The sequence below is a fragment of the Alteromonas sp. ABH2_165 genome (assembly GCF_056159945.1).
The window spans coordinates 24,099-37,055 of the sequence record NZ_JBSWWF010000011.1; the positions used below are offsets into that span (position 1 = coordinate 24,099).

At 47.7% G+C, this 12,957-nt stretch carries 11 protein-coding genes; 6 read left to right on the plus strand and 5 right to left on the minus strand.

Features of this window, described 5'->3' with window-relative positions:
• Positions 1-60: 60 nt before the first annotated feature.
• Together ACXAFQ_RS19065 and ACXAFQ_RS19070 are read left to right on the plus strand one after the other, a co-directional pair.
• Entirely contained in the window at positions 61-1,911 is a 1,851-nt protein-coding gene (locus ACXAFQ_RS19065) for a methanol/ethanol family PQQ-dependent dehydrogenase (RefSeq protein WP_474824969.1), read from the plus strand.
• Positions 1,912-1,957: 46 nt separating this feature from the next.
• A complete protein-coding gene (locus tag ACXAFQ_RS19070; protein WP_474824970.1) occupies positions 1,958-2,599 on the plus strand; it encodes a pentapeptide repeat-containing protein in 642 nt (213 codons plus the stop codon).
• 34 nt (positions 2,600-2,633) lie between these two features.
• On the opposite strand, the gene miaE is transcribed toward ACXAFQ_RS19070, so the two are convergent.
• The 4 genes from miaE to ACXAFQ_RS19090 all read right to left on the minus strand — a co-directional run bounded on the left by miaE (position 2,634) and on the right by ACXAFQ_RS19090 (position 6,042).
• Positions 2,634-3,386 (minus strand): tRNA isopentenyl-2-thiomethyl-A-37 hydroxylase MiaE, encoded by a 753-nt coding sequence (miaE, locus tag ACXAFQ_RS19075; protein ID WP_474824971.1) that lies wholly within the window; start codon positions 3,384-3,386, stop codon positions 2,634-2,636.
• Between the two features lie 116 nt (positions 3,387-3,502).
• The gene (locus ACXAFQ_RS19080) at positions 3,503-4,072 is read right to left on the minus strand and encodes a histidine phosphatase family protein (protein ID WP_474824972.1); all 570 of its coding nucleotides are present in this window, start codon (positions 4,070-4,072) and stop codon (positions 3,503-3,505) included.
• A 17-nt stretch (positions 4,073-4,089) separates the two neighbouring features.
• Entirely contained in the window at positions 4,090-4,341 is a 252-nt protein-coding gene (locus ACXAFQ_RS19085) for a hypothetical protein (RefSeq protein WP_070125354.1), read from the minus strand.
• A gap of 924 nt (positions 4,342-5,265) precedes the next feature.
• Complete coding sequence (locus tag ACXAFQ_RS19090) at positions 5,266-6,042, minus strand: hypothetical protein (RefSeq protein WP_474824973.1); 777 nt, start codon at positions 6,040-6,042, stop codon at positions 5,266-5,268.
• A gap of 435 nt (positions 6,043-6,477) precedes the next feature.
• Here ACXAFQ_RS19090 and ACXAFQ_RS19095 point away from each other — a divergent pair, with 435 nt between their 5' ends.
• The 4 genes from ACXAFQ_RS19095 to ACXAFQ_RS19110 all read left to right on the plus strand — a co-directional run bounded on the left by ACXAFQ_RS19095 (position 6,478) and on the right by ACXAFQ_RS19110 (position 11,686).
• Positions 6,478-7,221 carry an ABC transporter ATP-binding protein gene (locus ACXAFQ_RS19095; protein WP_474824974.1) on the plus strand — a complete coding sequence of 248 codons (744 nt, stop codon included), beginning with the start codon at positions 6,478-6,480 and terminating at the stop codon, positions 7,219-7,221.
• A 1-nt stretch (position 7,222) separates the two neighbouring features.
• A complete protein-coding gene (locus ACXAFQ_RS19100; protein ID WP_474824975.1) occupies positions 7,223-9,802 on the plus strand; it encodes an ABC transporter permease in 2,580 nt (859 codons plus the stop codon).
• Positions 9,799-10,887 (plus strand): lipocalin-like domain-containing protein, encoded by a 1,089-nt coding sequence (locus ACXAFQ_RS19105; protein ID WP_474824976.1) that lies wholly within the window; start codon positions 9,799-9,801, stop codon positions 10,885-10,887. Before ACXAFQ_RS19100 ends, ACXAFQ_RS19105 begins: the two co-directional genes overlap by 4 nt.
• Before the next feature lie 109 nt (positions 10,888-10,996).
• Positions 10,997-11,686: a 2'-5' RNA ligase family protein gene (locus ACXAFQ_RS19110; RefSeq protein ID WP_474824978.1), complete on the plus strand. Its 690-nt coding sequence runs from the start codon at positions 10,997-10,999 to the stop codon at positions 11,684-11,686.
• A 32-nt stretch (positions 11,687-11,718) separates the two neighbouring features.
• Here ACXAFQ_RS19110 and ACXAFQ_RS19115 read toward each other — a convergent pair whose 3' ends face one another.
• Entirely contained in the window at positions 11,719-12,954 is a 1,236-nt protein-coding gene (locus ACXAFQ_RS19115; protein ID WP_474824980.1) for a NupC/NupG family nucleoside CNT transporter, read from the minus strand.
• Positions 12,955-12,957: the final 3 nt, after the last annotated feature.

Consider the following 12,957-nt stretch of genomic DNA (forward strand, 5'->3'; position numbering starts at 1 on the left):
TTTCTGCTTGTATTCAGTCGCATACTGTTAACACTTTATAAACAAAATGAAAGGTGCGATATGTCAGTAAGTAACACTCTGAAGAAAACAGGCCTGCTTAAATCGGCAGTGCTGATTGCCGCAGCGCTGGCCAGCCAAAACGCCCTCGCGAAAGGCGTCACTTGGGAAGACATTGAAAACGATGCGAATACGCCAGAAGACGTGCTCATGTACGGCATGGGACCGCAGGCCCAGCGTTTTAGCCCGCTTGATCAAATAAACAAAGACAACGTTCATATGCTAACGCCCGCCTGGACGATGAGTTTTGGTGATGAAAAACAACGTGGTCAGGAGTCGCAGGCTCTGGTTTATGATGGTGTTGTTTATGTTACGGCCAGCTACTCGCGCATTTTTGCCTTCGACGCCAGAACGGGTGAAAAGAAATGGTCCTATTCGCATCGCTTGCCAGAAGGCATTAGACCTTGTTGTGACGTGATTAATCGTGGTGCGGCGATTTTCGGCGATCTGGTTTACTTTGGTACATTAGATGCCGGTATCGTTGCGCTCAACCGTCACACCGGTAAGGTCGCGTGGAAAAAACGCTTCGAAGATTACCGTGCGGGTTACACCATGACAGGCGCCCCTACCCTGGTCAAAGATCAAAAAAGCGGAAAAGTACTGCTAATTCACGGTTCATCCGGTGATGAATTCGGTGTTGTAGGTAAGCTATTCGCCCGCGATCCACTCACTGGTGAAGAAGTGTGGATGCGTCCTTTCGTGGAAGGACATATGGGCCGCCTGAATGGTGAAGAGAGTACACCAACCGGAGACAAAAATGCGCCAACCTGGCCCAGAGACGAAAATGGTGAGTTAGTTGAAGCCTGGCATCATGGCGGCGGCGCCCCTTGGCAAAGTGCTAGTTTTGACGTGGAAACAAATACCATCATCATTGGTGCAGGTAACCCGGCGCCGTGGAATACCTGGAAGCGAACTGCGAAAGGTGACGATCCGCGCAACTGGGATAACCTCTATACCTCAGGGCAAGTTGGCGTTGACCCAACCACCGGTGAAGTTAAATGGTTCTATCAACACACACCAAATGATGCCTGGGATTTCTCCGGTAACAACGAGTTGGTGCTGTTTGAATACGAAGATAATGGCAAAACAGTAAAAGCTACAGCCCATGCCGACCGTAACGGTTTCTTCTATGTTGTCGACCGCGAAAACGGCGACTTCATCAAAGGCTTCCCGTTCGTCGATAAAATCACCTGGGCTACCCACATCGACCCAGATACCGGTCGCCCTGTGGAAGTAGAAGGACAGCGTCCTCCACTGCCTGAGCCAGGCGAAGAGAAAGGTAAATCCATTGAAGTTTCACCTCCTTTCCTGGGTGGCAAAAACTGGAACCCTATGGCGTATAGCCAGAATACCGGCTGGTTCTACCTGGGTGCAAACCACTGGAAAGAAGACTACTGGACAGAAGAAGTTAACTATGTAAAAGGTAATGCTTACCTGGGTCAAGGTTTCAGAATCAAAACCCTGTTCGATGACCATGTAGGCGTACTGCGGGCGGTTGATCCAGTTTCAGGCGAAATCAAGTGGACGCACAAAGAGAAATTACCACTTTGGGCCGGCGTACTGGCCACTAAAGGTGGATTGATCTTTACCGGTACCGGTGATGGTTTCATCAAGGCTTTCGATGAGAAAACCGGTGAAGAACTGTGGAAGTTCCAGACTGGCTCAGGCATTGTTTCCTGCCCAATCACCTGGGAAATGGATGGCGAACAGTACATCGGTTTCGCTTCAGGCTACGGCGGTGCTGTACCATTATGGGGTGGCGATATGGCCGAGTTGACCAAACCTGTTGCTCAGGGCGGTTCATTCTGGGTATTTAAAATCCCTAACTTCGACAAAAAGCTAGCAAGCCGATAATCACTCGCGGCGGGGCCTTGCCCCGCCTTCTCATGGAGTACACACAATGAGACTGCTTTTACTACTCTTGCTTCCTGCTATCAGCCAGGCCGCCCCGCCCCCTTTTGAAGACGACATCAAGATGATTGATGGCTGCGCGCTGGCACCAAACACCCAATGCGTTGACGCCGATTTACGAGGTGCCGACCTGCGTAATATTGACCTTTCAGGTTCCACGTTTACCAACGTAAGATTTAATGGCGCCGACCTTCGTCACAGCAACCTCAGCTATGTCACCTTCAAAAAAAGTCATCTGGATAATGTGAATATGGCTATGGTGAACCTGAACCATAGTGATCTGAGAACTTCAACGGTGGTCAACAGTAATCTGGAAGGTGCTACAGGATGGGCTTTATTTGCTCAGGGTGTGAAGTTTGATAACTCGAACCTTAGCGGCATCAATTTCGATCAGGCCCGTCTTTCCGGTGCCAAAATGAACGGCGTGATACTGCGCAGTGCCAGAATGGAAAGGGCGTGGATGAACAAAATACAGCTGAAAGGCGCAGACTTAACCAACGCCAATATTCAGGAAGCAAAATTGAATGACGCCAATTTATCACGGGCCGTATTAACAGGCACACGCATTCACTTTGCAACCTTTCAGGGTACCTACATGGAAGGCTGCACAGACTGTCCCTTCGACTGGTAACACTTATTTTTTAGTGCCAGCGAAACTAGCATAATTACGCTGGCGTACCGCTATGAAATTTAAAATCTTCATCTGGCGAAGCGATTAATTCAGCTTCAATTTCACCGAAGAAGGCGATGCGTTCAGCAATATTAGCACCGGCGATTTCCTCTGCCAGGGTAAGATAATCCTGATAGTGACGGGCTTCTGAGCGCAGCAAAGATACGTAAAAATCGCCCAGACGTTTATCTACATGAGGAGCGAGTTTGGCAAAGCGCTCGCAGGAACGGGCTTCAATATAAGCACCGCAGATGAGTTTGTCCGTTAACGCTGCCGGTTCATGGGTACGAACATGACGCAGCATTCCCTTCGCGTAACGGCTCGAGGCAATATTCTCATAGGGAATGTCGTACTCATTCATGATTTCCAGCACCTGAAAGAAGTGATGCAATTCTTCTTTAATCAGCAGCACCATTTTATCGATTAGCTCCTGCCCGTAAGGCGTGCCAGACTTAGGAATAATCGATTTCGACAGCTTGTTGTGTTTTAGCAGTGACTGCCAATCCCCTTCTTTGCGGTAGGCAAAATCTTCAAATGGTTTTAACCACGCCAGCAACGCATCACCGCTTTCCTTGTCTACTGCGTAACGACGAATCAAGAACATAGCGCTCTGAGCCGCCTTTAGCTCACAGATGAGATGATCGGTTAATACCACCGCCAGATTGTCTTTGTCTGCGGCTTTATCAACCCAGGCGTCCGGGGTTTCACATTGTAGAAATGAATGGATTGGCGCGAGTAATTCGTTCATCGGCTTTTAGCACTGCTTATCAGGTTTAATGGTATCGATTTAGTACTTTCAGGGTGAAGCAACACGCCCTCCAGCGGGCGTGGGCGCGGATCCTACCATAAATCCGATAAGAGTTATTAGTCTATCCAGCGCTGCCAGTGTAGTTTGCCGTCTTTCCAGCCAAGCAACATACCACCGCAGTTATCAATGGTGCGCCCTTCACCAAAGCTGTGCGCAATACACGCCATGGCATCGCCGTGACTGATAACCATAATCGACCCAGCCGTTTCATTACTGACAAGTTTTTCAAATTCGCTGGAAAACCGGGCCACGACCATATTGGCGCTCTCGCCGCCGTTTTCCGGCATTAAATCAGGGCGCGTGTAGCGATGGGCTTTAAACGCCTGATACGCCGCCAGGTTCGCCGTATGCTGCCCCTGCCATTCACCAAAGTTACGCTCGCAGAAGCCTTCATAGATTTTGTGTTCTTTACCCAGGGTTTCCGCACACACGGCTGCGGTGTCTTTTGCTCGGCCCAGGTGGGAGCTCACCACCAGCTCTAACGACCAGTTTTTCGCTTTACCGGCTAATTCGGCGGCCTGCGCTCTGCCCTGCTCAGTCAACGGACTGTCGAGCTGACCCTGAAGTCGTTTGTCACGATTCCATTCGGTCTGACCGTGACGGCAGAGATAAATATGTTTTTCCATGAAGTGTCCTTGTGAATTCATTTCATATGCACTTTGCCGCCAATCATCTTGTAGGCTGGCGTGCCGCGGATCAGGGTTTCTCTGGCAAATTCCTGATCGCATCCCGGACAATGACAGGGCTTTACCGTCATGTCTTCCACAATGCGTTCAATGAAACATTTTACCAGCGCACCTTTGCCGCCTTTACGGTATTTAAAAATGGGGGATTTGCATTGCTGACAGGAAATGAGCACTGTGCGAACCGGCCCTTTCTTGTTGGGTTTTGCCATATGACACCTCGTGAGCAGCAATGTATCGCATTCACCGGGCTGGCTCAAATAATACCGGGGGCAGATTAAACCTGTGTAACAGACTTTTTCAAGCTAAGTTGCTATGTTTGTTATCACGAAGTTTTTCTTTCTGCTTAGTCTGCTACGAGTCAGTATGATGAGAAACTACTTGTTAGTTTGTAAAACGGCACGGCTTAACATCAATTGCTATTTCATACTATAAAACATCTAAGCTCATATGATCGCTTTGTGGGTCAGTCTCAAACATCACCGGCTCCCCCGGTAATTTGAACTCTCATAAATAAACTTCAATCTAGGATTGATGTCGCTAGAAAAAATTCTTATTACTCATGGTACTACTCAAATTGTTATGCGAATTTAGAACACCATCAACAGACTGTTGTCCATCTCACCCTTTAATAATAAGTAGTGCAATTATTGTCTTAGTTCTGGAAAATTTAGAATAGTAAAAGTTAGATCCCAGAAAAAAATGTTAAAAAATTATTTCACTCGGATGTTGCACTAATTTTAACTGAATCCTTAATTCTAAAACTCGGTGTATTATCAGTGAATAAGAAGAAAGCTACAGATATTGTGAGTAGTAGAAGTGAGATTATAGAAAGACGCCACTGATAGTTAACATAACGAATCATTTTATTTCGCTCAACAACATTCAGATTCCTACCTCTCGATGTTGTTCCAGTTAAATGTTTTATGTCTTGGCTGGCATAGACATTAATAGGTATAGAGATAGCTCGGTAACTAAAGACAAGACCCAATATTGCTAGTGATAGAGAAATTAGAAAAATTGACTTTACGATGTAGCTATTAGTGCTTAGCAACGCTCCAGATGTAAATGCAAATATAGCGAAAATCGTTATAAGAAGACTTCCTGAAAATTTTTCTAGACTAAAAATCAGTTTGTCATTGTCCATAGGTTTTTATTACCTTTCTGAATCGACGCTTAGGTGTATTAAATATGAGTAAGTTAAGGATCGGATTCAAACCGTCCGACAGAGGTCTGTCATTTTCAATAAATTCAGTGGCAAGCTTTTCGAGTTCATCCAGAGCACCAGCACCTATTCGTCTCATATGTGAAACAAACTGTTTCTGATCTTCAACTTCAAACTTCTGATTAATTAAATTGTGTCTTTTCATGTAGCGAATAACAGAGATACGCATGTGCTTTTTTATGCGACTAGGCTTGCATACTTCAGAGTAGAACTGTTGGATACTCAAAATTCCTAAAAGATTATTATTCGTCCACAATGTTTGCGGTAAGCAGACATTTCTAGTCCCAATTCGAGTATTACATCCGAAATTTACAGCGACATCAGCGCTGAACTCGATAGCTGATTTTATGAAAGCTCGAGCGACCTCCTGACAAGCCGAAACTTGTGCTTTTGACAATGTTTGCCCTTGAGAATTCTTGAACAGGATGAGTGCAACATCTATCACATAATAGTTAAGTAGGATTTGTTCTACAAAACTATGATGGTAATTATAAGTTAATAAATCGAAGGTGGAATTCCCGATCGGTAATTGATAGGAGTTCACACCGTGATTTCTTTTTTCGACGAACGGATAGTGGTTTAATTTATATTTTTTTTTAACCTTTTTAGCGTACTCAGAATGAAAAATGTCGTAGAAATGTTGAATGTACTCAGCGTTATCCATTTTTTTGAACAGTGTTGCTTTCATCCTAGAGTACATTTACATGTCCTTAGTGCATATAGATTCTTAGATTTGTTACTACCTTTTAATCACGAATTGTTAAAAAATGCAATCAATAATAGAAATTAGGAAGAAAATAGATCTGGGAAACTCTATGACGTTAGTCTCCTACGAATTCAACTTCGAAGGACAATTCTTACAGATTTAGATAGCCTCGCGTGAGTAGGCCTCTAATTGGTATCGGTGTCCCTCGGTCCACTTTCCCTTTCAATTACTATGACAGTTGGTCATACTCTAATTGTTTAGCGACCTTAGAATAACTCCAACACACAGTTGCTCTCCTAACACCTGTCAACCATAAATTGTACATTTATTATCTTATTTCGGGTTCAGCATTCGATTGTAACAGAATGAAAAATATCAGGTTAAGCTGTACCTTCAATACTGACTTGCCGTATAACGGTGAACATCGTTCATAAAAATGTGTTCTGCCCGGCCATGCTAAACCTGAAAAACCTGCAAAAATCCTTTGGTGACATTCAGATCTTGCGAGATTTATCCTTTGCGTTAGCAAGTGGAAGCTCGGCCAGCATTCGCGGCGCCTCAGGTTCAGGTAAATCCACGTTACTGTCGCTCATTGCCGGATTTGAACTCCCGGATGGCGGCACCATTCATATTGACGATGTCACCCTGCCCTTTACCAGCGACAAAGCCGCTGATGCTTTTCGCCGGGACCTTCTAGGTGTGGTATTCCAGAGTTTTAACCTGCTGGATTGCCTCAACGTGTGGGACAACATCGCCTTCACCGCCCGCTTGAAAGGCAATCATGATAAAGATTTTCAGCGTACGTTGATGGAAGACATGGCGATTGCCCACCTGTCAGAAAAGCTTCCCCAACAGCTATCCGGTGGTGAACAACAGCGTGTGGCCATTGCCCGCGCGTTGGTTCACAAACCCTCCCTGGTATTGGCAGATGAACCAACGGGAAACCTGGATGAAGAGACCAGCGAGCAGGTCGCAAACACCTTGTTTGCACAGTGCCAAACGCTCAATACCACCCTCATTGTTGTCACTCACAGTCACGAAGTGGCAGAAAAAGCCGACGTTCCTTTGTGGCTGCATCATGGGCAACTGCATGTAAAGCAGCATGGCGAACAGCATCGCTCCTCACAAACACATGCAGAACAGAAGCGCCTGGAACGCTAATATGTTAAATCGCTTGCTGTTGGTGTGTCGTGTTCTGCTCGCAATGGACCGCAGACGCTTCTGGGAACCGCTGTTAATTATTGTCGCCATTGTTATAGCCACCGCGGGCCTTTCGTCGGTTACGCTCATCAATCAAGGGGCCAGCGAGGGCGAACTGGCATCGTCGCAACCAGGCTGGTTCGCAGGCGGCAGCGTGACCGCCAAAAGTACTGAGACTCCCATCAGTAAAGCCGACTATATTGCCCTTCGCACGGCGGGCTTTACCTATCTTGTTGCCATAATAGAAATGGAAGCACAGATTAGCTGCCCGGCCAACGAATCCCGTTCTCTACCTATCACGATAACTGGCGTGGATATCACGGCGGCCTTGAGTAACGCGGGCGCATTTGGTGGTATGTCGGGTATGCTTAATCGGCAAACGGCTAACAAACCCATCGCCAACCCCGCTGATGCAACGTTAGCATCAAACCCAAATGCATCTATAAAAGGTACAACCGTAAGGGCTGTGGTATCTGAGCAAACCGCACGCTACTTTAATTGCAACACTTCACTGACAGGATTTGGCAATCTCTTTTTTAGCACGCCGCAAGTAGTAACAGGCTTACCTGATGAACGCCTGGTACTGCCCATTGATGCCTTTTACACCGAAGGCCGCACGCCAGAAAACTTCCCATTAACGGCCTTGGTCGTCGCAAGAACACTCTCGAATAAGGAGCAGACACGACTGCAGCAGGCGTTACCAGAGAACCTTGCACTGACTATTCCGCCAGCATTCACCAGCAAGGGCACCTTAGCAGACAGTTTTCAGCTTAACTTGTGGGCTATGGGCGCGTTGATGGCGGTAGTGTCGATATTTATCATTCTTAACGCCCTCATGCTGATGTACCGTGCCCGACTCCCTGCGTTTATTCGTTTGCGACAAGCTGGCGTGGGCAGTCGGATGTTGCTGGCAGCACTGTTTACCGAGCTGACTTTCTACTGCCTCATAGCGAGCCCCGTTGGCGTGTTTGCCGGCGCGGCATTAACGCTTTCGCTAACACCCGTACTCCAGGCGACTTTTAGCGGGTTGTTCGAATCCGCTTTTGTTGCGCCGTCGCCGGTGCTGACGCAGTTAATCGCAGGGGCTTTTGTTGTTTCGCTAGCAGCATTAGCCATGTTCTTTATTGCGCCAGCAAAGCAGCTCGCGGGGGCCCTCAGTCGCAACAGAGTGCAGACAGCGCCGCTTCCACCATTTAAACGACTGCTTTGCTCTCTTGTTCTGTTGCTGATCATCGCCCTGACATTAGTATTCGCGTCATCGACTGCCACAGCACTTTTAAGCGTTGCTGCGGTGTTACTGTGCGCCAGCGCACTTTTAATCCTGTGGTTGGCACCGCTTCTAGGCATGGTAAGAAGGCTGGTTCCGCCTACTCGCCCACTTGCCAGCTATGTGGTTGCCAGCGCCCAAATGCTATCGGGAAAAAGTCGGTTGGCGGTATGTGCCTTTTTCATTGCGCTCAGCGCCAACATTGGTATGAACGTGATGACGGATAGCTTTCGTCAGGCCACCCTGGATTGGCTAGAACAGCGGCTTACTGCACCGGCTTACTTATATTCCATGCAGCCTATCAGCGAAACATCCTTGCCGGACAGCCTTCGGCTACTCCCTGTTTATCAAGGTGTCACCTCAGTAAGCGACGCCGGTATGAGTGATGCAGCCGAAATGAATAACGCCAAAGTAACATTGCGGACTTATCCGTCGCCGTTTTCCAACCAGATTAATCTGCCCCTGGAACAGGAAACACCGAGTACGCCAGCGGATTTCTATGCCGGTGAAGCCGTGTATGTGAACCAGCAGTTGGCCTTTCGTTTAGGAGTGAAGCCCGGAGACCGTTTAGAAACTGGACCGATTTTCACGCTGGGGCTGGAGCAACAACTCCTCGGCGGGAAACAGTCATTCCGCGTTGCTGGCATTTATCCCGACTATGGTAACCCAGAGATGCAAATCATAGTGAGTGAAAGCTTGATTGGCATGCCAGTGGCGCGCAGAAATGTGGCGGCGATTTACCCGGCGCTTGCCACGTCGTCTAGTTTAGCCGCGCAGGAATTATCATCACTGCAAGAAACGTTGCCAGACGATGCGAACCTGATATCTTCAGCCTCGTTAATTGCCGTGTCTATGGAAACCTTCGACCGCACATTCGTGGTGACTGATGCCTTAAACATTGCCACTTTGTTGGTTGCTGGACTGGCTTTTGCGGTATCCGTAACCCTGCTCACCATGGATTTAAAACCTCAACTTGCCATGCTTCGCACACTGGGGATCAGTCAACGCAGCGTAAAAACCGCGCTGACTGCCCAATACATGTTGTTATGCGCGGCCACAGCGGCTATTGCCGTGCCATTTGGCATTTTATTAGCTTGGATTTTTATTGAGTATGTGAATCGCTTCGCGTTTTATTGGGTTTATCCCTTGTCACTCAACTGGATTGTGCTGCTGAAAAGTGTGGCAGTGAGTTTGGCGGTGGTGCTGGTAGTCCTACTGTTACCGCTGGGGAGATTAAACAGCAAAATCGATCTGAGGCAGGAAGAGCGCTTATGAAAAACGTGAGCATGATTGTTTTAGCGCTCTTGTTGAGTGTACTGCTAATAAGCTGCACTGACCCACAACCCAGCACCAGCCTATTTGCCGCTGATGCAGAAAAGCCTGTCGTTACTTTGGTGAGTCGTGACAAACCGGTGATCCTGCCTAATGACCACAAAAGTCACCCTGCGTTCGACATCGAATGGTGGTATCTCACTTTTGTGTTGGAAGATGCACAGCACCGTCCTTACGGTTTGCAATTCACCTTATTTCGTTTTTCTGGCGACCAGCAATATGTGAGTAATTGGTCTGATAATCAATTGTGGATGGGTCACGCCTCGTTACATTCCCCAACCGAACATTTCTTTGAAGAACGTTTTGGTTCAGGCGGCGTGGGCAACGTGTTTGTGACAGCTCCTTCAACCGATACACAAACGTTTTCGGCACAAATAGATAACTGGCGTTGGCAAAGTGAATCGACGTCGCTAACGCCTTCCACGCTGAATTTTACCATCAACGATGCGGTCACAGTGTCATTACAATTATCTGCCGATGGTCCGGTAATAAAGCAAGGTGATAACGGATACAGTATTAAAACCGCAGATGAAACCTATCGCTCCTACTATTACAGCCAACCCTTTATTCACGCCAACGGCAAAATCAAGATTGGCGATAACTTTTTGCAGGTTAATGGCAATGGTTGGTTCGATCATGAATGGACCAGTGAATTGGCAAACAACAATGCGCTAGGCTGGGATTGGTTTTCTCTGCATTTGGACAACGGCGATAAACTAATGGCCTTTCGGATGCACGTAAACGGACAACAGCCCTATGTTACCGGCACTTACATCACCACAAGCGGCGAACAACAAACACTGACAGACGAGACAATCCAGCTAACGCCCACCGGGAACGAGTCAATCGGCGAACATGATTATCCGGTAAACTGGCGCTTGCAAATCCCCACTAAGTCACTGGATATTAATCTGCATCCATTCAAACCCGGACAGCATAACAACGGCCGTTTCCCTTACTATGAAGGTAGAATTGAGGTGGCCGGTTCGCACTCCGGTAATGGATTTATGGAATTGACTGGGTATTGAGATACTCAAAGGGCATCTTTCATAGTTTATTGCTGGCGCCCGTATCGGATAGTTGTTCCGGCAAAGCAATTTGTGTAGCGTATGGTTTTTATTTTTCTGGAACGCCTCTTTGAACACGCTGAAATCTGCGGCATTGGCCGCCTTCACCCTTTTGTCTTTCAATTCACTGGCAGCTTCCTTGTCAGTTAACGTATTCGCAATTCCCTCACAGAACATCGTGAACACCGTGGCTGACGTGAGTACTGAACTCAACAACGAAGGCATGAAAACCTTTTATGAAAAAGGATTTCCAGTTCACGTTACGCTTTACCTCACACAGTTCGACGAGACAGCGATGCCATCCATACTAGAAAAGGTCGAGGCGGTAACCGCAACCCAAACTACTATTCCACTCACTGCCAACGGCTTTACCGTTACCGCTGGAAACTGGGTATTTGTAGATGCGGAAGTAAGCCATGATTTACAACGTCTTGCAGACACCGTGACTCTGGCTCTGGAACCAATGCGTGATAATAAAGCGCCACTGCCGGGCTGGGTAAATGCTTATCCCGTGAAAAAAGCCGCATTCGAGCGCTATGGCAGCCCGAATGTATTTCAAAACTTCGAACCGCACATGACACTGCTGGCAGCCGAACAATCTGAGGCGCTGAAAGCGGTGGCAGAGAAAATGAAACTTAAACCGCCCTACACGAAAGGCAGTGTCACCGCTATTGGTGTAGGACTCGCCGATGTCAAAGGACAGGTGAGTAAAATACTTAGAATTTATGAGCTAAAATCAGGGCCGAATTCTACGCACTGAACATAACCGGCACTGCCCTGCCCTCATGAACCTCAGAGTACCAGCGAAAGCTGATAACACAGTCCGGCCAGACTGGCACTCATTAAGTTTGAAAGAAAACCCCCTAAAATGACTTTCGGGCACATTTTAGCAATATAGTCTTTCTTGTCTGGCAGCATCTGACTCAGTACGCCAAGCAATACGGCCGGGGCTGACAAGTTCGCGAACCCGGCAAGTGCAATGACCGTTACTAGCTGCGAATGTGCGCTTAACGCGTCTTGAACGCCTGACAGACTCACATAGGCCACAAATTCGTTCAGCACCATCTTTTGCCCCAGCAAGTTGGCAACGGTGAGCACTTCATCGCCCTGCACGCCTAACAGCCAGGCAAACGGTGCAAAAAGATAACCGAAGATCAGCTCCAACGTTACCCCTTCAACGCCAAACCAACCCAGTACGCCGCTTAAAGCGCCGTTGATTAACGCAATCAGACCAATGAACGCAAGCAGCATCGCGCCTACGCCAAGTGCGAGCTGCAGACCGCTGGATGCACCTTCAGTGACAGCTTCAATCATGGTAGAAGGCTTCGATTCAGCAAGCTGCTTTTCAATATCTTCCGGCGGGCTGGTTTGTTCCGTTTCTGGATATAATAGCTTTGCCATTAGCAAACCACCCGGTGCAGACATAAACGCCGCTGCCAGCAAATATTCAATATTGATACCCATACCTGCGTAACCCAGCAGCACACCTCCGGCAATCGACGCGACACCACCGGTCATCAACGCGAAGAGTTCAGAGCGCGTCATGCTACCCACGTATGGACGCATCAATACAAACACGTCAGTATTGCCGACAAAGATATTGGCCGTGGCCGCCATAGATTCGGTTTTACTGGTGCCCAGCAGTTTTTGTAACGAACCGCCCACCAGACGGACAATCCACTGCATGATGCCGAAGTAATACAGCAACGACATCAGCGATGACATAAATACAATGACTGGCAGTACTTTAATGGCAAAGATAAAACCATACTCACTGCTGCCAAGATCGCCGAAAATAAACGCAATACCTTCGTTGGCATACGCCAGAATGTTATTCACCCCGCCCGACAACGCCAGCAAAACCTTGTTGCCAAAAGGAACAAACAAGATAAAGGCGACGATGGCCAGTTGCAGTCCCAGCGCACCGAAAATAACTCGCGGCTTCACTGCCCGGCGATTTTCTGAACATAGCCATCCCACTGCGAGTAGCAACAAGACGCTGCCGAGTAATGTTATTATTGTTGTCATTGC